The sequence below is a fragment of the Enterobacter sp. Taxon_2 genome, assembly GCF_058355295.1.
In genome coordinates this window covers 459376-480673 of the sequence record NZ_CM178024.1, presented here as the reverse complement: position 1 = coordinate 480673, position 21298 = coordinate 459376, and the positions used below count along the sequence as shown (strand labels likewise).

Annotated in this window: 14 protein-coding genes; 6 read left to right on the top strand and 8 right to left on the bottom strand. The window is 58.5% G+C overall.

All coding sequences use genetic code 11. From position 1 onward, the window contains the following. Positions 1-53: 53 nt before the first annotated feature. Both AC4IC4_RS02200 and paeA read left to right on the top strand, forming a co-directional pair. Positions 54-1601 (top strand): MFS transporter, encoded by a 1548-nt coding sequence (locus AC4IC4_RS02200; protein ID WP_267215324.1) that lies wholly within the window; start codon positions 54-56, stop codon positions 1599-1601. A 194-nt stretch (positions 1602-1795) separates the two neighbouring features. After that, entirely contained in the window at positions 1796-3133 is a 1338-nt protein-coding gene (paeA, locus tag AC4IC4_RS02195; RefSeq protein WP_023310162.1) for a polyamine export protein PaeA, read from the top strand. 71 nt (positions 3134-3204) lie between these two features. Here paeA and AC4IC4_RS02190 read toward each other — a convergent pair whose 3' ends face one another. Then, positions 3205-3411 (bottom strand): DUF1107 domain-containing protein, encoded by a 207-nt coding sequence (locus AC4IC4_RS02190; RefSeq protein ID WP_008501430.1) that lies wholly within the window; start codon positions 3409-3411, stop codon positions 3205-3207. Positions 3412-3735: 324 nt separating this feature from the next. Between AC4IC4_RS02190 and AC4IC4_RS02185 the strand changes: the two genes are divergently transcribed. Continuing rightward, complete coding sequence (locus AC4IC4_RS02185; protein ID WP_148770194.1) at positions 3736-4293, top strand: YtfJ family protein; 558 nt, start codon at positions 3736-3738, stop codon at positions 4291-4293. On the opposite strand, the gene cysQ is transcribed toward AC4IC4_RS02185, so the two are convergent. Beyond that, a complete protein-coding gene (cysQ, locus tag AC4IC4_RS02180; protein ID WP_024907298.1) occupies positions 4287-5027 on the bottom strand; it encodes a 3'(2'),5'-bisphosphate nucleotidase CysQ in 741 nt (246 codons plus the stop codon). The genes AC4IC4_RS02185 and cysQ overlap by 7 nt on opposite strands. Before the next feature lie 190 nt (positions 5028-5217). Here cysQ and AC4IC4_RS02175 point away from each other — a divergent pair, with 190 nt between their 5' ends. Beyond that, the gene (locus tag AC4IC4_RS02175) at positions 5218-7161 is read left to right on the top strand and encodes a bifunctional 2',3'-cyclic-nucleotide 2'-phosphodiesterase/3'-nucleotidase (protein WP_491472066.1); all 1944 of its coding nucleotides are present in this window, start codon (positions 5218-5220) and stop codon (positions 7159-7161) included. 98 nt (positions 7162-7259) lie between these two features. Here AC4IC4_RS02175 and AC4IC4_RS02170 read toward each other — a convergent pair whose 3' ends face one another. Next, the gene (locus AC4IC4_RS02170; protein ID WP_407859369.1) at positions 7260-7646 is read right to left on the bottom strand and encodes a winged helix-turn-helix transcriptional regulator; all 387 of its coding nucleotides are present in this window, start codon (positions 7644-7646) and stop codon (positions 7260-7262) included. An 84-nt stretch (positions 7647-7730) separates the two neighbouring features. Between AC4IC4_RS02170 and AC4IC4_RS02165 the strand changes: the two genes are divergently transcribed. Continuing rightward, a complete protein-coding gene (locus AC4IC4_RS02165; RefSeq protein WP_417927942.1) occupies positions 7731-8579 on the top strand; it encodes an SDR family oxidoreductase in 849 nt (282 codons plus the stop codon). 96 nt (positions 8580-8675) lie between these two features. Beyond that, on the top strand, positions 8676-9389 hold the full coding sequence (locus AC4IC4_RS02160) for a 4'-phosphopantetheinyl transferase family protein (RefSeq protein ID WP_491472065.1): 714 nt from the start codon (positions 8676-8678) through the stop codon (positions 9387-9389). Here AC4IC4_RS02160 and AC4IC4_RS02155 read toward each other — a convergent pair. From AC4IC4_RS02155 to AC4IC4_RS02135, 5 genes are read right to left on the bottom strand one after another with little or no spacing between them, the layout of a single operon-like run. After that, complete coding sequence (locus AC4IC4_RS02155) at positions 9357-10304, bottom strand: alpha/beta fold hydrolase (RefSeq protein ID WP_491472064.1); 948 nt, start codon at positions 10302-10304, stop codon at positions 9357-9359. The genes AC4IC4_RS02160 and AC4IC4_RS02155 overlap by 33 nt on opposite strands. Next, complete coding sequence (locus AC4IC4_RS02150) at positions 10297-11466, bottom strand: alkane 1-monooxygenase (protein WP_491472063.1); 1170 nt, start codon at positions 11464-11466, stop codon at positions 10297-10299. The genes AC4IC4_RS02155 and AC4IC4_RS02150 overlap by 8 nt, the downstream gene beginning before the upstream one ends. Continuing rightward, complete coding sequence (locus tag AC4IC4_RS02145) at positions 11460-12515, bottom strand: 2Fe-2S iron-sulfur cluster binding domain-containing protein (protein WP_491472062.1); 1056 nt, start codon at positions 12513-12515, stop codon at positions 11460-11462. Before AC4IC4_RS02145 ends, AC4IC4_RS02150 begins: the two co-directional genes overlap by 7 nt. Before the next feature lies 1 nt (position 12516). Continuing rightward, a complete protein-coding gene (locus AC4IC4_RS02140) occupies positions 12517-13533 on the bottom strand; it encodes an arylesterase (RefSeq protein ID WP_491472061.1) in 1017 nt (338 codons plus the stop codon). Continuing rightward, entirely contained in the window at positions 13530-21266 is a 7737-nt protein-coding gene (locus AC4IC4_RS02135) for an aminotransferase class III-fold pyridoxal phosphate-dependent enzyme (protein ID WP_491472792.1), read from the bottom strand. The genes AC4IC4_RS02140 and AC4IC4_RS02135 overlap by 4 nt, the downstream gene beginning before the upstream one ends. Positions 21267-21298 lie beyond the last annotated feature (32 nt).

Genomic DNA, 21298 nt, shown 5'->3' with positions numbered 1-21298 from the left:
TAAAAAACGACCCGAGAAAACGGGTTAATCATTACCCTACACTGGATATTATTATGGTCAAACCAACTGAACGTAGAGTGGGTTATGGCGTGGCGCTCGGCTACGGCGTAACCGATCTTTTTGGCGGGGGTGCGTTTACCATTATCGGCACCTGGCTGTTATTTTTTTACACCACCTATTGCGGACTCTCAGTCATTGAAGCGGGATCTATATTCGCTATTGCCCGCGTGATTGATGCGCTATTAAGCCCGATTATGGGCTATATCACCGATAACTTCGGGGATACCTGGCTCGGGCGTAAATTTGGCCGTCGCCGCTTCTTTTTATTACTCAGCTCACCGCTCATGTTTTTGTATGCCCTGCTGTGGATGACGGACATGGGTTACTGGTACTACCTGGGCACTTACCTCTCTATTGAGCTGCTGTCGGCGATGGTGCTGGTCCCCTGGGAGACCCTGGCGGCTGAGATGACGAACCGGTATGAAGAGCGTAGCCGCCTCTCAGGCGTGCGGATGATCTGCTCCCAACTGGGCGGTTTTCTTGCGGTTTCCGTTCCCGGCGTGATTATGCAGTTTACGGGTAAAGATAATCCCTTTACCTATACCCTCACCGGGCTGATATTTTCCTGCGTGTTCTGCCTTGCGGTGTTTATTACCTGGTACACCACCTGGGAAGCAAAGGATGTGCATCAAGAGTCAGATTTTAAAGTGGACAACCAGCGCAGCAGCGGGATACTCAATCACCTGAAATATCTGGTGCTGGATCTCTTTTCTTCATTCCGTATTCGCGCGTTTCGCCTGCATATCATTATTTACATCTTTTCGTTCACGGCGATGGACGTATTCGGCTCGGTCTTTACCTATTACGTCGTGTATTGCCTGAGCCAGGATGCCTCGGCGGTTTCCGGCTGGCTGAGTATTGCCGCCTTTGCCTCAGTACCGGGTACCTATGGATTTATGCTGTTGCTGAACCGGCTGAACGTCACGCCGTCTGCCGCCCTGCGGCTCTCCTACGGCTGTATCTTCCTGGTGCTGGCGTTCCTGTTTACGGTCTACCTCACTAAAACGCAGGTCCCGACGCTGCTGTTCTCCGCAGTCTTTATTCTGCTCGGTGCCGCCCGCGCGGGCCTCTATTATATTCCGTGGAATATCTACAGCTTCATTCCGGATATTGACGAGATGGTGACCCAGCAGCGCCGCGAAGGGATTTTTGCCGGGGTAATGGTCCTGACCCGCAAGAGCACCGTGGCGATTGCCATCATGATTATTGGCCTGGTGCTGCAGGAGTCCGGCTTCGTGAAGGGCAGCGGCGCGCAGCCTGAAAGCGCGCTGGGGGCGATTATCGGCCTGATGATCTTCGCAACGGCAGCCCTGCTGGCGGTCAGCTTCTTCACCACCTACAGGTTCAAGCTCACCCGTGAGACGCACAAGCTGCTTCTGAAGGAGATTGCGCGCCGTAAGCTGGGTGGGGATTACCGCGACTGCGACGCCGGGACCCGCGTGGTGATCAAACAGCTCACGGGCTATGAATACGATCAGGTATGGGGAGGCGATGCCACCCGTCGGGCGGTGGGCGATGTCCGCCTGTCTACCGTGAAATAACGCGATGTACCGGACAGCGCCCGCTGTCCGGTCTGTTTTATGCCAAAAATGTGACCTCTGGCAGATTTACATCTCTTTACGCTATACTACCCGCTGAAATAATCGGCTCAACGCTACGAGCTGGTGTTCAATGTGTTTTCACACAAATGGTATCAACTCCCCTTCTGAGGATCTGGCGAGAAGCCGGATAAACTATGTTAAACAGTATTTTAGTAATACTTTGTCTGATTGCCGTCAGTGCATTTTTCTCGATATCTGAGATCTCGCTGGCCGCGTCCCGTAAAATCAAACTGAAGCTGCTTGCCGATGAAGGCAACATCAATGCCACCCGCATCCTGAAAATGCAGGAAAACCCCGGCATGTTCTTCACCGTGGTGCAGATCGGCCTCAACGCGGTCGCCATTCTCGGCGGTATCGTGGGTGATGCGGCGTTTTCCCCGGCGTTCTATAGCCTGTTTGTTAAGTACATGTCCGTTGAGCTGGCCGAACAGCTGAGCTTTATCCTCTCCTTCTCGCTGGTCACCGGCCTGTTTATCCTCTTTGCCGACCTGACCCCGAAACGCATCGGTATGATTGCGCCAGAAGCTGTGGCTTTGCGTATCATCAACCCGATGCGCTTCTGTCTGTACGTGTTTCGTCCGCTGGTGTGGTTCTTCAACGGCCTGGCGAACGTGATTTTCCGCATCTTTAAGCTGCCGATGGTGCGTAAAGACGACATCACCTCTGACGACATTTATGCGGTCGTGGAAGCCGGCGCGCTGGCCGGGGTACTGCGCAAGCAGGAGCACGAGCTGATTGAGAATGTATTTGAACTGGAATCCCGTACCGTGCCGTCTTCCATGACGGGCCGTGAAAGCATTATCTGGTTCGATTTACATGAAGATGAGCAGAGCCTGAAGAACAAAGTGGCGCAGCACCCGCACTCCAAGTTTCTGGTCTGTAATGAAGATATCGACCACATTATCGGCTACGTCGACTCCAAAGACCTGCTGAACCGCGTGCTGGCAAACCAGAGCCTGGCGCTGAACAGCGGCGTGCAGATCCGCAATACCCTGATTGTGCCGGACACCCTGACGCTCTCCGAAGCGCTGGAAAGTTTCAAAACCGCCGGGGAAGACTTCGCGGTTATCATGAACGAATACGCGCTGGTGGTGGGTATTATCACCCTGAACGACGTGATGACCACGCTGATGGGCGACCTGGTTGGCCAGGGGCTGGAAGAGCAGATTGTTCAGCGTGACGATAATTCATGGCTGATTGATGGCGGCACGCCGATTGAAGACGTGATGCGCGTGCTGGATATCGACGAGTTCCCGCAGTCCGGCAACTACGAGACCATCGGCGGCTTTATGATGTTTATGCTGCGTAAGATCCCGAAACGTACCGACTCGGTGAAGTTCTCCGGCTACAAGTTTGAGGTGGTGGATATTGATAACTACCGCATCGACCAGCTGCTGGTGACGCGCATCGACAACAAACCGACCGTACTGGTGCCGAAGCTGCCGGACGCGGAAGAGAAGGTGTCGGCGTAACGTTCCAGCCCCTACAAACATCAACGGCTCCCATCGGGAGCCGTTTTTTTAACTACTGCATAGCACGTTGGTTAAGCCATCTCAGTTTGCAGACGCATAACCTGACGGTTGACTTCGGACATCACAGACAGGTGCTGTTTGTCCTTCACTTTTGGGACAAGGATTTTGCCCTTATCAAACTCAAAAGCGCCAACATCCTTGATATACAACCGTCCACGGAACAGGATCTTCACGTACTTCGCCACCTGAAGCGGGTTGTAGCGTTGGAAAATTTTCATTCTTGTATCTCCTGCGAATCATACGCTCTTGCGGTGCCACAATCGGCCCGACTGTCCTGAGCGCAAATTTTAATGCCCAATGACTATAGACCAGAACTACGGTGTTACCCAGTGTGCATAAGTTTATTTACCGTTTGATTACAATTATTCAGAATAATCTTTGCAAAGCGTGACTGAGCGCAGTATAAGCCGTCGTTTTTTCATGGATATGTGCGTTCACCCGCAAAGTGGCATCGGGATTGCGGGAAAACCACATTGATCGCACTTATCATTAAAAGTGCATGACCAAGTGGTCGGATCACCTGCAAATAATAAGGAAACGCCATGACCCTACGTAATATCCTTGCAGCAGCCTGCCTGCTGCTGCCCCTGTGGGCTTCCGCTCACAGTATTGAAAAAGGACAACGTGTACCGCCAGTCGGCATTGCTGACCGGGGAGAATTGATTCTCGACAATGATAAGTTTAGCTACAAAGCCTGGAATAGCGCGCAGCTCGCGGGCAAAGTGAGAGTTGTACAACATATTGCCGGTCGTACATCCGCAAAAGAGAAAAATGCCAACCTGGTGGAAGCGATCAAGGCCGCAAAATTCCCTCACGACCGCTACCAGACCACCACGATCGTGAATACCGATGACGCCATTCCGGGCTCCGGGATGTTTGTGCGCTCAAGCCTTGAGAGCAATAAAAAGCTCTACCCGTGGTCGCAGTTTATCGTCGACAGCAACGGCGTCACCCGTAAGGCCTGGCAACTGGAAGAAGAGAGCTCCGCCATTATCGTGCTGGATAAAGAAGGTCGCGTTCAGTGGGTGAAAGACGGTGCGTTAACCCAGGAAGAGGTGCAGCAGGTTGTCAACCTGCTGCATAAGCTGCTGGCTCAATAAATCGAGACGCGGAAGCCGGGGTTGAGGAAGGATTCGCGCGGGGTATAGTCCAGCGGCTTGCCCTGCCAGTCATGAACGTGTGCCCCGGCTGCCGCTGCAACGGCATGCCCGGCGGCGGTATCCCAGACGTTGGTTGGCCCGAAGCGGGGGTAGAGTTGCGCATGGCCTTCCGCTACCAGACAGAATTTCAGCGATGAGCCAATCGAGGTGGTCTGGTGTTCACCCAGCTGTTGCAGATACTCCTGCAGCTCGCTGTCGCTGTGAGAGCGGCTAATCACCACCAGCGGTGGACGCGCATCGCGCACCTGGATCTGCTTGCGCACGCCGCACTCTTCCTTCCACGCCTTCCCTTCTGCGGCGCTGTACATCACTTTCATGACCGGCGCATAGACCACACCCAGCACCGCTTTTCCCTTTTCAATCAGGGCGATATTGACGGTGAATTCACCGTTGCGTTTGATGAACTCTTTTGTCCCGTCCAGCGGATCGACCAGCCAGTAGCGCTGCCAGTGCTGACGCTCCTCCCAGCTTTGCGGCGCTTCTTCTGACAGGACGGGGATGTCCGGCGTCAAGGCCTGTAACCCTTTCAGGATAACCTTATGTGCCGCAATATCCGCCGCCGTGACCGGAGAGTCGTCGGCTTTGCTGACCACCTCCATAGGTTTACTACCGTCATACACCTGCATGATGGCATCTCCCGCATCCCGTGCGAGCTGACAAATTTTATCTAGCATTTTCCACCTCTTTGTTAACGCAGTGAGGTTAACTCTTTGTTTTAGTTATATCGTAATGTGAACAATTCCGCTATCTGTGAAGCAATTCCGGTTTCAGGTTACATTTTTCTGTCAGGATTCACATTTCTGTAAGCAACAAGCTATAGATACATACTCTTTTGTGGTCTGCATCGAAAAAAGGACTCCTCTGATGATTAAGTTTAGTGCAACGCTTCTGGCGACGCTGATAGCAGCGAGCGTTCAGGCGGCGACGGTAGATCTGCGTATTCTGGAAACGACCGATCTGCACAGCAACATGATGGACTTCGATTACTACAAAGATACCCCGACGGAAAAATTCGGACTGGTACGCACGGCAAGTTTGATCGATGCGGCGCGTGGCGAAGTGAAAAACAGCGTGCTGGTCGACAATGGCGATCTCATTCAGGGCAGTCCGCTCGGGGATTACATGGCGACCAGGGGCCTGAAAAAAGGCGAGGTTCATCCGGTATATAAGGCGATGAACACCCTGGACTATACCGTCGGCAACCTTGGCAACCACGAATTCAACTACGGTCTGACATACCTGCATGACGCGCTGGCCGGTGCGAAATTCCCGTACGTTAACGCCAATATCATCGACGTTAAGACCCAAAAGCCGCTCTTTACCCCTTATCTGATCAAAGAGACAAACGTCGTCGATAAGGACGGCAAAAAACAGACGCTGAAAATCGGCTATATCGGTTTTGTCCCGCCGCAGATCATGACGTGGGATAAGGCCAACCTCGACGGTAAAGTGACCGTGAACGACATCACCGAAACCGCGCGCAAATACGTGCCGGAAATGCGTAAAAAAGGCGCCGATCTGGTGGTCGTTGTCGCCCATTCGGGTCTCTCCGCCGATCCGTACCAGGCCATGGCAGAAAACTCCGTTTACTACCTCAGTGAGGTCCCGGGTGTCGACGCGATCCTCTTCGGCCATGCCCACGCGGTCTTCCCTGGCAAAGATTTCGCCGGCATCAAAGGGGCGGACATTGAGAAAGGCACGCTCAACGGCGTGCCGTCGGTGATGCCGGGCATGTGGGGCGACCATCTGGGCGTGGTGGACCTGGTGCTGAACAACGACAGCGGCAGCTGGAAGGTGACGCAGTCAAAAGCTGAAGCGCGCCCGATTTACGACGCTGCGGCTAAAAAATCACTGGCGGCTGAAGATAAAAAACTGGTCGACGTGCTGAAGCACGATCACGACGCCACGCGCGAATTCGTCAGCAAGCCGATCGGCAAATCCGCCGACAACATGTACAGCTTCCTGGCGCTGGTGCAGGATGACCCGACCGTTCAGGTCGTCAATATGGCGCAGAAAACCTATGCCGAACACTTTGTGCAGGGCGATCCGGATCTGGCAAAACTGCCTGTCCTGTCGGCCGCAGCGCCATTCAAAGTGGGCGGACGTAAGAATGACCCGGCAAGCTATGTGGAAGTCGAAAAGGGCCAGCTGACCTTCCGTAACGCCGCCGATCTCTACCTCTATCCGAATACTTTGGTGGTGGTTAAAGCCACCGGGAAAGAGGTGAAAGAGTGGCTGGAGTGCTCTGCCGGACAGTTTAACCAGATTGATCCGCACAGCAGCAAGCCGCAGTCGCTGATTAACTGGGACGGCTTCCGTACCTACAACTTCGACGTGATCGACGGCGTGAACTACCAGATTGACGTCACCCAGCCGGCGAAATATGACGGCGAGTGTCAGGCGATCAACCCGCAGGCGGAGCGCATCAAAAACCTGACCTTCAACGGCAAGGCGATCGACCCGAATGCCACTTTCCTGGTGGTGACCAATAACTACCGTGCCTACGGCGGTAAGTTTGCCGGTACGGGCGATAGCCACATCGCCTTTGCTTCTCCAGATGAGAACCGCTCGGTGCTGGCGGCGTGGATCAGCGCGGAGTCGAAAAAAGCGGGCGAAATACATCCGGCGGTGGATAACAACTGGCGTCTCGCGCCGATCCACAGCGATACGCCGCTGGATATCCGTTTTGAAACGTCACCGTCCGATAAGGCAGCCGCGTTTATTAAGCAGAAGGCGCAGTATCCGATGAAACAGGTCGCGACGGATGATATCGGGTTCGCGATTTATCAGGTGGATTTGAGCAAGTAAAAGCAAAACGGCAACGCACGTTGCCGTTTTTGGTGTTTGTTCCCTCTCCCTGTGGGAGAGGGCCAGGGTGAGGGCATCAGGCCGCACATACCCGGCTTTTACGCCGCGCGATCGTCCCGATTCGCCATCACCTTCGGCGTATTTACCTCAATCCAGTCCGCCAGCGCAGCGACCTTCTCGCTCACCTCAACGCCCAGCGGCGTCAGGCTATACTCTACGTGCGGCGGCACCACCGGATACGAAACGCGATCGACAAACCCGTCCAGCTCCAGCGCCTGGAGCGACTGGGACAGCATCTTTTCGCTCACCCCGCCCATTTTACGGCGCAGATCGCTAAAGCGATGTGTTCCCTGGCGCAGGGCCAGCAGAATCAGGACACCCCAGCGGCTGGTCACGTGTTTGAGCACCTCGCGTGAAGGGCACTGCTCCGCGAAAAGATTGCCATCGCGCATTTGTTCGCTGAGCGTCGGTATCGTTGCTTTCATACTTACCTTTTTGTACGTACTTACTAAAAGTTAGTTATGGTGCTAGTGTGCCACAACATCAGACAAACACGAAGGAGATTCACCATGATCGCGATTACCGGCGCTACAGGCCAGCTTGGCCATCTCGTTATAGAACAGCTGTTGAAAACCGTACCGGCCAGCCAGATTGTGGCCATCGTACGTAACCCGGCGAAAGCGCAAGCCTTAAGCCAGCAGGGGATAGTGGTGCGTCAGGCAGACTACACGGATGAAGCCGCCTTCGCCGCCGCGCTGAGCGGCGTGGATAAACTGCTGCTGATCTCTTCCAGTGAAGTCGGCCAGCGCGCAACCCAGCACCAGAACGTGATTAACGCCGCCAAAACGGCAGGAGTGAAATTTATCGCCTACACCAGCCTGCTGCACGCGGACACATCACCGCTCGGTCTGCACGTTGAACACGTTGCCACTGAAAACGCGCTGGCGGCGTCCGGCATTCCTTATGCCCTGCTGCGCAACGGCTGGTATACCGAAAACTATCTGGCGAGCGCGCCGCCTGCGCTGGAACACGGCGTGTTTATTGGTGCGGCAGGCGAAGGCAAAATTGCCTCTGCTACTCGTGCAGACTATGCCGCGGCGGCAGCCAAAGTGATTGCTGAAGAGGGCCACGCGGGCAAGGTGTATGAACTGGCGGGCGACCATGGCTGGACGCTGAGCGAACTGGCGGCTGAACTCAGCAAACAGAGCGGGAAGCCGGTCACCTATCAGAATCTCAGTGAAGCGGATTTTGCCGCCGCGCTGAAAAGCGTCGGCCTGCCTGCAGGGCTGGCAGATATGCTGGCGGACTCCGATGTCGGTGCCTCCAAAGGGGGACTTTTTGACGATAGCCATACGCTGAGCAAACTGATCGGGCGCGCAACGACGCCGCTGGCGCAGAGCATCAAAGCCATTCTGTAACGGCCTGACCGTTTTCTCCCGCGGCCGGGTGATTCCCCTTACCCGGCACGCACTTATATGGCATTCTGTCCTCCCGACAGATACCGAAACCCTGCTATGTTTACTGCGATAAACACGGATTCCGCGCCCCCTTTTATTCACTCCGTTGAGATGGGCAACGTCGCCCCTTTCCCCGCACTGCGCTACTGCCTGGTCTCATTCACCGCGCGTGATTACCATGACGGGCTCTTTGATAATTGGGGCATCCCCTTTCCCGCTCCGCTCAACAGCGCCGTGATAAAACGCCGGGCGGAGTATCTTGCGGCACGCTATGCCGCGCAACGGGTGCTGAGATCCTTCGGCTGTGACGCTACGCCGGGCAGCGCGCCGGATCGTTCTCCGGTGTGGCCTTCCGGCTGGCGGGGAAGCCTGTCACATTCTCATGAGTGGGCGCTGGCGGTCATCGCGCCAGAGGCGTCTGGCCTGACGCCGGGCGTCGACATTGAGTTTTTTGCCCCCGGAATGATGCAGCGGACAGCGCACCTGTTTACCACACCGCAGGAGCGGGCATGTCTTGCCGCCAGCCCGTTCGACGAGGCCAGCGCGCTACTCATCACCTTTTCCGCAAAAGAGAGTCTCTATAAGGCGCTCTATCCTGAGGTTGGCCGCGCCCTCGATTTTGACGCGGCCCGCGTGTGTCACATCGCGCCTGAACAGCAGAGGATCACCCTGGAGCTGACCCAAACGCTGTCACCTCAACGCGTAAAGGGCAGCCGGATCCAGGGCTATTATCAGCTCTCAGGCGACAGGGTTATCACGCTCATTGCCTGACGCCAGCAAGGGAGCCAGATACGTCATCACCATGTCGATGCCCTCCCCCGGACGGCGCAGCGGATTATGCCCCTGACCGTGGGTCTCTGCCAGCCTCGCGCCAGGCCAGGCGTTGACCAGGCATTCCGCTTCGACCCGCAATACGATGTCATCGCTGCTGTCGTGAATAACAAGGGCGGGCTGATCGACCTGCTGTAGCCCCTCATAGGCGTTAAAGCGCTGCCAGACCGCCTCGCCAATACCAAAGTACCCTTCAATATACCGTCGTAGCCTTTGCTGCTGACGACCCGGGAGATTCAGGATCGCGGCATATTTGGTGACCAGCCCGCTAAAGTGCGTCGGCGCCCCCACGATAACCAGCGCGCGGGTCCGCAATCCCGCTTTTACCGCATTAATAACGGATAACCCGCCAAACGAGTGCGCCACAATCGCGTCAAAACCCCCTTCCTGCTGCGCCAGCTGTTCAATGATTTCAATGAACTCGACGATGCTGCTCTGGCGTCCAGCCGCGTTGCCATGCGCGGGGGCGTCAAACCCGATGACCTGAAAGCCCTTTTCGACCAGCGTCTTGATCAGCCTGCCAAAGTGGGAAGCCCTCGACTCCCAGCCATGGGCTAACAGCACGGTAGGTCCCTCGCTGCCCCAGCGGTACACCACCGCATGTTTACCATTACTCAAAGGGAGAGACTCAATGCGGCTCGCCAGCGCCGTCATCTCTTTATCGCCTGCACGCGTCGGCACCCGGCGCGGCGTAAAAAACCGGTTGCCCAGCCAGTCGGCGGTCGCCCCCGGCACAACCCGATCCATCAGGCGGATACCGGCCTTCACGCATGACACCATCGGCGAGCGCAGGTAGGCGGGTCCTCGATACTGCTGGTAGGCTTGCTCAATCAGTCGATCAAATTGCTCACTCATGGGACTCTCCGGAAACACAGGGAACAGTAGACTTAACCGCGGATGATTCAGACTGACGGATCAGGGCACGCTCTGCGTCACTGGCAACGTGTTCGTCCCAGTACGCGAGTTTTGCCTCCATTCGTTTAAACCACAGCGGCGGGATCAACGCGTAAAAAATATGGGCGACATACCCTTTTTCGATTCCCACCGCGTAGCTGTGCGCCTGCAAATTCCAGTATTCACGACGCGGATGGGTGTGATGATCGGAGTGGCGCGTCAGGTTCAGCAGACCGGCCGACGAGGCCCGGTTATTGCAATCCCAGCTGTGTCGCGGCTCCACGCGCGTGCCGGGCAGACGAACCAGACCGTAGTGCTGGATATAATTCACCGTTTCAAACAGGAACTTAGAGACCAGCATGGTCACCAGGCACGCCAGCGCGCCCCGGACGCCCGCCGCTGTAAAGCAGATCGCCACGATCAGCAGGCTCATCAGCACCCCGCTCACCACCCGGTTCACCAGCATGGCCCCGCCTCGGTTCTGAAGCGACAGCCGCTGCGCTTCCACCTGCCAGGATTCAACATACTGCGACAGAGAAGAACGGATAAAGAAGCGATACACACTCTCCCCACGACGCGCCGTCGCGCCGTCCGCCGGGGTCGCCACGTTAGGATGATGCGAATAGACGTGTGAAATCGAAAACTGCGCATCGCCGACCAGCGCCAGAAGCCAGCGCCCGACCATCATCGCCGCCAGGCTGTGGGTTTTGTGGATAAGCTCATGGGCCACCACGGTATTGGTGCTCATGGTATAGCCGGTGGAGACCGCCGCAAGCAGCAGCTCAGGCTCGGTAAGGTGATGCAGCGCCATGATGTTGTAACCCGTCAGGGCGGAAAGCCATGCGCCAAACCCGAGCAGATCGCCCGGCGCGGCCTGCCAGATCAGGGCGAACAACGCCAGCAGCGCGGCCGGGAGCTGTAAATACGGGATGATTTCCAGCAGCGCCGGCAGCCGGTAGTGGCGATCGGCGGTGTCGTGCGTGGTTGCGTTATCGAATAGGAGATAGCTCAGCGTCACGCAGAGGATAGAGACGACGATCCACACGCCGCCGAGCACGGTCGTTAGCGCGGTTAGGGGTAAAAAAACGCAGGGGACAAGGGCAAATCTCAGGTAACTCAACATACGGGTTCCTTATTGTTATGACTGTTTTTTGCACCGACCGGCGGGGAGAAGCAGTCCATTTCAAGCAGGTGGCTCATCACCCCTCCGGCAAGCAGCCTTTGCCGGCACGCCTGCGCCAGCGCGGGATTGCCGCAAATCACGACGCGCCATTCGGCAACCGCCGTCCGGCGGGGATAGAGGGCGCGCCAGTCGTCCAGCCAGCAGGTAATGCGTCCTGCCAGCTCCAGCGCCTGAACCTCACGCTCCCGGGATAACGCGTGCAGATAGTGAAAACCGGGATAGTGCTGACGCAGACGCTGCAGTTCCTGCAGGTCGAATGTGTCCTGCCGCCTGCGAACCGCGTGGATCAGCATGACCTCGCGGTGGGGATGACGCGCCAGCGCGGCGCGGACCAGACCCAGCGTCGTTCCTAGCCCCGATCCACTGGCGATAGCCAGCAGAGGACCGTTACCGTCATCCCGCTGGCCGAACTGCCCCAGGCAGTCTGAGAGCCACACCTTCCGTCCAGTCGCCTGTTCATCACACAGCAGTGGAGATAACCGCCCCTCTTCACGGCGCGTGATATCCAGAACAATCTCTCGCCCCTGGCTCGGCCAGCTCACGGAAAAGCTCCGGATATCCTTATCCTTTTCGAGACCGACCTGAACGTATTGTCCAGGCTGAAAGGGCAATGTCTGCTCCGCCAGCAGCGTCACGCGCCATACCGTGGATGAGAGCGCAACAGCCTGCTTAACTCGCGCAGGCGTCCAGGACGCGGATGCCGCGGCCAGCGTTAAATCCGATTCTGGCAGGCACTGGCATGCCAGCACGTGGCCAGCGGCAATCTCTTCCTGGCTGAGCAAATAGCTCAGGTCGACAAGCGAACGCACCTTGCCGCTCGTTACCCGGCAAAGACAGGATTTACACGAGCCGACCTGGCAGTTATACGGCAGGGAAACGCCGGCGTTGAGCGCGCTTTCGAGAAGCGTATGGCCGGACGGCAGGGGGAATTCATGTCCCTCAAGCGTCCCCTGAAAATGACCGCGGCGGGAAAACCATCTCTTCAGCATCTTATTGCTCCCCGCACAGCAGCAGCCCGTCGTCAAAGACGCTGCCCAACATCACTTTTCCGCCCACGGGCGCGGCAACGCTGACTGCCGCCAGCGACGCACCGTGGCTTTGATAGAAAAGAGTGGCCTGACTGATTTCACCCTGTGCGCCGGTTGTCAGCCGCCACACCATGGACGGTGAACGCGCCTGAGCATCTTTCTGATAGGCGGCCAGCTTCAGAAGCTGCGGGTGCGCCGCCACCAGCATTCCCTGCCCGTCCGGCAGGATATTGTCGACGCCATGCAGACCGCTGAAGCGCCCCAGCAGGACGGGCGCAGCCTCATTCGGCTGCCACGCCCAGCTGCTCACCGCGCCGCGGGTGGTTTCCGCCACGTACAGACGCCCCAATTGTCGGTTGTAGTAAATGCCGTTCGCAAAATGCAGGTCATCGATCAGGGTATGCAGCCCCGCCTCGTCTGCCAGCAGGACGCTGGAGAGCGGCAGTCGCAGATAGTCCTCCACGCGTCCCGCGAAGCCCGTCCACCGGTGGTCCCGCGTCAGCAGCCAGCGGGTTTTATCAATGACGCTGATATCATTGATGTTGTTTCCGACCACGCGCGACAGGGCGGGCTGATACTCAAGACGCATCTGCGCGCGATTAAAGCGAAACACATCAATGCTGTCCTCCTGGGGACGGTGGTTCACCACGTAGATCCACGTCTCGCCCTCCTGCTGCCAGACATCGATACCGTGCGGGAAAAAGGCATCCGGATAGTCACCTGCCAACCGCCGCGGCCTGTCGCTGCCGTTGAGATAATAGAGCGCGCCGGGCGCGCTGCCGTGCCGGTTGAGGCTACTGGCTATTGCCCCGCCATCCGATAAAGGAGCGATATCTTCCGCGCCCTCAATGCCGGTGATTTTTTGGCACTGTTCACCGCCGCGCTCCTGCACCTGATAAAACAGTCCGGCATCGATCAGCAGATTAACCACGAACGCCAGCACGGCGCCCGCGAGGACAAAAATCGTCAGCTTTTTCATGATGCGGCCAGCGCCTCTGATGACGAGAACAATGCATCAACAGCCTCTTCGCCCTGCTCGGCCAGCACGGCGATCGCCTTCAGGAAGTGCTCCAGCAACGCACGGGCGCTCGCCTCGGTGAAATAGCGCATCTGGTAATCCAGCTCGACGGACAGCCCCTCTTTCGTCTCGAGAATGTTAACCATCAGCGGGAATTCGACGGCGCCGATCGGGAGGAGCGACAGGCTGGCCTCCCACTGCCGCAGCTCTGCCAGCGGAGCATGCGGCTCGACGTTAAAGGTCGCCAGCAGCGGAAGCGGCGCATCCTGACCGTGGAAGCAGCGTGACGGCAGGGCGGGCTCGTCGCGCTGCGCGAGGATGCCGTCATGGATTGCCCTGGCGACATCAGATAACGACGCACAGGCGGCGCTGTCGATACACAGCGGCAATAGCCTGACGCACTGGCCGACAAGCGCATCGCCCTGCCCGAAATCCCTCCCGGCATCCGGCACACCGACCGGCACCGGGGAATGACCGACCGCCTTCTCAAGCGTCAGGGTAAAGAGCGCATTCAGCATCGCGAAGCGGGTCACCCGCAGCTCGGCGGAGGCTTTGCGCAGCTGCGCGGTCAGGCCCGGATACGACAAGCGCTGTACCAGCCGCTGCCCCTGATACGTCCGGGAAGGTGCCAGCACGGTAAGGACGTCTGCCGTTGCCCGGCGGGCAGGAAGCGCCGCAAGACGCGCAGGTAGCGCTGCCTCGCTGACGATGTTCTGCGCACGGATAGCCTGCAGATAGCTTGCCGCAGCCGCCAGGTCAGGGCGTTTACCCGACGCCAAGGCATCGTAAAGATGCAGTAGCTCGCGCAGCATCACCATGAACGACCAGCCGTCCGCCACCGAATGATGTGCCGCGATGGCGAGCGTGGTTTTCCCCTCATGGCGAACCAACAGCAGGCGGGCCAGCGGCCCAGCGGTCAGATCAAAGGGACGCGCGGCAAACTCAGCGAGGCAGGCGGCAGGCGCTGCGTATTCCTCGCTGATATCGACGGTGGGCGCCAGGGCCACCTGAAGTTCGCCTGCGTCAGTGAACTGCATACGCAGCGCGTCATGGCGCTCGCACAGCAGTTGCCAGGCGGCGCGCATGATCTCGCTGTCTACGTTGCGCGGCGTTTCAATGACGCCGCCGATCGTCCCGGCCAACCGCCCGCTTTCATCCTGCGCGGCCAGCTGCAGAAAACGCTGCTGGCTGTCCGCAACGGCATATCGCGTGTCGGGGCGCAATCCGGCCTGTCCAAAGAAGCCGTCCACGCGCATAGCGTTAACGCTCTCTTTCACTGCCGCAATAAAGCGATCGATATCCTCGTCCGTGTGCGCGACCGAGACAAAGCAGTTACGCCCTTCCCAGATGAAAATGCCGCGCAGCATCAGGTGGTGGAAGAGGATGTCGTAGTTGCCGTTGAATTTGAAACGGAACAGGCTGCCGGCAGAGACGATCTCAATCGGCGTACCGGTTGCAGAGAACCAGGTATTTAGCGACATCGTCAGACGCGCAGTTTTTTGGTTGATGTCGTCATACAGCGCCGGATGGGCTTTGATGTACTCCAGCACGGCTTTGCTTGCCGCCATGGTCAGCGGATGCTTGGAGAAGGTACCGGCAAAGAAGATCAGTTCAGCCTGCGGCCAGGAGTCATCGCCATACTGCCAGAATCCGCCGTCGATACTGTCCATAAAGCGGGCAGAGCCTGCAATCACGCCGATCGGCATACCGCCGCCGACAATCTTTCCGTAGGAGGCGATATCCGCCTGAACGCCGTAATACGCCTGCGCGCCGCCGGCCGCCAGACGGAAACCGGTGATCACCTCGTCAAACATCAGCGCAATATTGTGGGTCGTCGTCAGCTCACGCAGGGTATGCAGGTATTCGCGCGGCTGATGATCGGGATAACGGCTCTGCACCGGTTCGACGATCACCACCGCCAGCTCGGCGGCATAGCGGGCGATAAGCGCCAGGCTCTCTTCGCTGCCGTAATCGAGCACCAGCAGGTCGTCCACCAGCGATGGCGGCGTACCGGCGGCAATCGGCGTGGCGCGCTCGGGGGTTTCTCCGCCCTGCTGCCGCCCCAGAATGCCGTCAAACACGCCGTGATATGAGCCGCTAAACAGCGCGACTTTATTTTTCCCCGTCACGGCGCGCGCCAGGCGCACGGCGCTCATTACCGCTTCAGAGCCGGAGTTACAAAATGCCACCCGCTGCTGGCCGGTCAGCTCGCTGATAAGCGTTGCCACCTCGCCCGCCAGCGCGCTTTGTGGCCCGATCTGCATGCCCCGCGCCAGCTGGTCGGCAACGGCCTGCTGCACGCAGTCCGGTGCATGCCCCAGCAGGTTGGCGCCAAACCCCATCGTAAAATCAATATACTCGTTGCCATCGACGTCCCAGATGCGCGATCCCTGAGAGCGTTCCCCCACTAAGGGGTAAAGCATCTCTTTGGTGGATAAACGAAAGCCCGCAGAGGCCCGGTTATCCGCCAGCACGGCGCGGTACTGCTGGGCATTGCGTTTCGACCCGCCTGTTTTATCGACAAACCGCTGGGTGAGCTGCGCCAGATGCTGGTCGCGCTCGGTGCCCAGGGAGACCTTTTTCGTCTCTTTTTTAAACCAGCTGTTGTGCGCGCTGGCCTTCACCGGTGCAGCCGGGGTCGCGACAGGCGCTGGCGCGATGACGTCCGGCATCGTTGGCGCGACGGGCATCGGGAGAGTCTGCGCCGTGCCGTTGAGCAGCGTGAGCTGCTGGGACATAAGCTCCAGCTGGCGGGCAATCAGATCCTGAACCGCGCCAGGCACCGGCTTGCTGGTTTCCGGCATAGCCACGACAGGCTGCGCCGCCTGCCCGGCGGTTTCCGGGGTGCTAAGCGGAGCCGCAGCCGCCGCTGGCTGCGCGTGCTCCACCACATAACCGATCACCGCGTCCAGCGTATTGAGCTCTTCAAACAGCGCGCGTACCGGGATGGCCACGCCGTAGCGGTCCTTAATGGTATTGATGGCATCCAGCAGCACCAGCGAGTCCGCCCCCATTTCCAGGAAGGGCAGTTCGTCGTCAAGCGTGGCGGGATCCGCCTCAAGAAAACCGGCAATAATCGCTTTTATTTCAGCGGCTAAATGGTGTTGATTTGACATAGCGTCCTCTTTTGCAGATGGGGTCTGCGCTGGCGTCTCATCCGCCAGCCAGTAACGTTTGCGGCAAAACTGGATAGCAGGCAGGTTTAACGCCTCCCGCGTGGTCGCGTGGTACAGCCCGCTCCAGTTGATGTCGTGCCCTTGCTGCCACAGCGTTCCCAGCAGCGTCAGCAGTGATTTGTACTCATGTCGCCGATCGCCTGCGGCCAGCACCCGGTGACGGCGGTCGGTGGCGGTCACAAATTTGCCCAGCGAACTGTCCGCGCTCAGATCGATAAAGGTGAACTCACCCTGCGCAAGCACGTTTTGCACGCCCTGAAGGAAACGAACGGGCTGGCGAATTTGCCGGGTCCAGTAGTCGGCGTCGGTTTGGTCGCACGCCTCGCCGTTCAGGTTGCTGTAAAACGGGATCGTCCCGCGGGTGAAGGTGACGTTGTTGACCAGCCACTCGCGCCAGGCACCGAGGATCGGATCCATCATCGAGGAGTGAAATGCGCTGGCGGTTTTAATTTTTCTGGCGTGGCCACCCTGAGCAGAAATGGCCTGGAGACAGGCGTCAATCGCCGTCTGGCTACCTGCGATGGTGGTCAGCGTCGGGGTGTTGAATGCGGCAATATCAATGTCACCCGCCCAGGGTGAAATCAGCTGGCACACCTCGGCTTCACCGCTGAAGACAACCGCCATCGCCCCTTCCTGCGTCAGGGCTGACATCAACAGCGCGCGCTGATGAACCATAGCCAGCCCGTCGTCGAGCGAGAGATAGCCTGCGATGACCGCCGCGCAGTACTCTCCCAGGCTGTGCCCCATCACGGCTGCCGGACGGGGTCCAAACTGCATCATGCTCTGAGCAAGCGCGTAGCTACAGGCAAATAAGGAGAGCTGACAGGTTCTGGCGCAGCGCTGCCAGCTATCGTCACGGGCAAACAGCGCCTGCGTGATATCAATCTGATAACGCTGCCGGATGGTCGTCGCCAGCGCGTCAAACTGGGCGCGATAGTGCGGCAGATGGTGATACAGCTCGGCCCCCATGCCGATTTGCTGGGTGCCCTGCCCCGGGAAGAGCCAGACCTGAGGCTGGGCTTTACCTGCTTTGCAGGCCGTGAGCTGCGCAAGGCTGTCCGCCAGCTGGGCGCGGTCCGCGCCATACGCCACGCCGCGATAGCGGGCCGCGTCGTAGCGGGTGTTCACCAGCCGACACCAGGTGGCGATATCGCTCTCCTGACATGTCGATAACCCTTTTTTGACCGCCTCCCGCTGAAGGGTAAACGCCCCTTCATCATGTGAACCGATCAGAAGCAGGCCGTGGGGCGCAGCGGGCTCCTGGCGTTTTTCCACCGCTGGCGCGCTGCGCAAAATCACGTGACCGTTGGTGCCGCCGAAGCCAAAGCTGCTTACGCCTGCGTAGCGTGCGTCACCATCGGCATGCCATGAGGCAGGCTGCGCACCGCTTACCTCAACATGACGGCTAATCGCCGCAATATGCGGGTTTTTATGCTGGAAATTGAGGTGCGGCACGTATTGTCGGTAGTGCAACATCAGAGACGTTTTCACCACACCCAGCACGCCCGCCGCCGCCTCCAGGTGGCCAATGTTGGTTTTAATCGACCCCACCTGGACAGGTGCGGTTTTTTTCCGGTCCGCAAATACCGCTTCCAGCGCCTGATATTCAATCAGATCGCCCAGCGCCGTTCCCGTCCCGTGCGCTTCGATATAGTCAATGCTGTCGCTGTCCACTCCGGCATCCGCCATTGCCTGCCGGATGACCGCCTGCTGCGATGGGCCATTTGGCGCGGTAATGCCGTTGCTGCGGCCGTCCTGGTTCACGGCGCTCGCCACCAGCGTGGCATAGACCCGATCGCCATCCGCCAGCGCCTGCGAAAGCGGCTTAAGCACCACGACGCCACACCCTTCGCCACGAACGTAGCCATCGGCGCGGGCGTCAAAGGTTTTACACCGGCCGTCGGGGGCCAGCATCTGGGCATCGGTGAAGACTTTTTGCAAATGCGGCGTCAGCGCCAGATTAACGCCTCCGGCAATGGCCAGAGAACTCCGTCCGGCCCGCAGGCTTTGCATTGCCCCCTCTATCGCCACCAGCGAGGAAGAGCACGCCGTGTCGACGGCGACGCTTGGCCCTTTTAAATCATAAAGATAAGAAATTCGGTTGGCCGCGATGCTGTGCGCGTTGCCTAAGCCGCTGTAGGCCGAGACGTTATCGCCGCAGGCCAGGGCATAGTCGCTGGCGCTGATCCCGACATAAACCGCCGTATCGCTCCCGCGCAGGGAGGATGCCTTAAGGCCGGCATCGGTGAGCGCCTGTTGAACGGTTTCTAACAGCAGACGATGCTGCGGATCGATATAGACGGCTTCGCGGGGAGAGATGCCGAAGTAGCCTGCGTCGAAGGCGTCAACCTCGTCAAAGAAACTGCCTTTACGGTTAAAGCCGTCAAGGGACGAGGTACGCCAGCGCTGCGCCGGGATCTCGCCGGTCGTGCTGTGGCCCTGCTGCAGCAGCGACCACAGCGCCTCCACGCCGCTATGCCCCGGCAGCTCCACGCCGATACCAATCACCGCAATGGCGCTTTCCGCGACGGCGGCGCTGACCGGCCGGACCGCAGCGGGTTCTCCCAGCGCGACCGCCAGCTGATTGATGGTGGGATAGTCGTAAATCAGCGCGGGAGAGAGCTCGCGGCCCAGCCGCTGTTCAAGCTCGCCAATGACGCCCACCGCCTGCAAAGAGCTCAAGCCAAAGCCGGTAAACGCGTCATCCCACCGGTATTCGCCGATCGTCGTGTTCAGCGTATTGCCAATTATCCCGGCAATCAGCGCCGCCAGCGCGGGAGGGGTTTCCCCCGCGTGTTCAACCGGTTTCGACGCGTCCTGGCGGCTGCGCCAGGCCACGTCCAGGGTCCCCTGCTGATACATCATCTTCGCGCGGGTGCGCTGTAATTTCCCGCTGGTGGTGCGGGGGATTGCCCTTCGTTCGACAAGGAGCAGTTCATCCAGCGTAATGCCGTGACGCTCCGCCACCGCCGCGGTCACGGACGGTGCCAGCGTCGCCATATCGAGATCATTTTTATGGCGCGTCATCAGCTCAAGCAGCGCTACCGGGCGCTCGTCTTCACTGGCAAACACGCAGACCGTCGCTTCCGCCAGCGCGGGAGCGGACTGGCGGATCGTCTCTTCAATATCCGTCGGGTAGTGGTTCTGGCCGTTGATAATCAGCAGCTCTTTGAGCCGTCCGGTGACGTACAAATGGCCGGACTGGAGAAAACCCATATCGCCGCTGCGCAGCCACGGGTGCGGATCGCCTGCCAGAGACGCCCGGAAGGTTTCGCGCGTGGCGGCATCATTGGCCCAGTATCCGGCGGCAACGCTCGGACCACGCAGCCATATTTCTCCGCTCTCACCGTCAGCAAGCGGCTGATGGTGGTCAGGATCGACAATACGCACCTCGGTATCAGTCAGAGCCTGCCCGCAGCTCACCGCACCGGCCTCGTCCGACACGCGGAGCCCCTGCCCTTTGTCCATTCCGGTGACGATGAGCGTGGTTTCCGCCATGCCGTAGCAGGGCAGGAACGCGCCGGGCCGGAACCCTGCAGGCGCAAAGTATTCGCTAAACTGCGCTAGCGTGGCGGGCCGAATCGGCTCTGCGCCACAGAAAGCCACGTCCCAGCGCGAAAGATCCAGTGCCTCAGCCTGCTCTCGGCCAATCTTACGCACGCACAGATCGTAGGCGAAATTAGGGCCGCCGGAGGTTGTGGCCTGATAGTCGGAAATCTGTTTGAGCCAGTTAAGGGGGTTTTTCATTAACATCATGGGCGACATCACCCGACAGGGGAATGCGCCAAACACGGGCTGCAGTAGCCCGCCAATAAGCCCCATATCATGAAAATGCGGCAGCCAGATCATGCCCCGGCTTTCGCTGTGGTGGCCGAAAAAGCGGTGAATGGCATGTGAGTTAGCCCACAGGTTGCCATGGGTTACCATCACGCCTTTCGGGGAGCCCGTCGAACCCGAGGTGTACTGTAAAAAAGCCAGATCGTTGTCTGCTACCAGAACGGGGTGAAATGCCCCGGAGAAGGTGCGTTCAAGATGATGCAGACGATAACCCGCAGGTAGCGCAGCTGTGTCTGGTTTGTCGAAGGTAAAAATAAGCGGGGATAATGGAAGTGATAGCTGGCCTAGCGTTTCTGCCCCCCTGGCTGTCGTAACAATACAGTCCGTTTGCGCATTACGTAATACGCCGGCAAAACGCTCCCACGCGCTTCCTGACGATTTTGCGGGCATCGGGACGGGAACCGCCACTCTGCCGGCGTAAAGACAGCCAAAAAAAGCGCCAATAAAATCTTCACCATCCGGATAAAGCAATATGACCCTGTCGCCCCGCTGCCCGTACTGCATTAAAGCCTCTGCAAGCGACGCTGCGCGCTGGTGTAGCTGGTCATAGCTTTGGCTGTGAATTTCACTGGCGCTGCGGACGAATTCAAATGCCGTCTGAGTAGTCTGTTGAACAGCAAGTTCGGGCAAAAGCTGGTTGAAGGAATGATATCCTCTGTTAAACAACTGATGAGACGGCATCATAATTCGCTCTATATTTTCAAATGTAATGA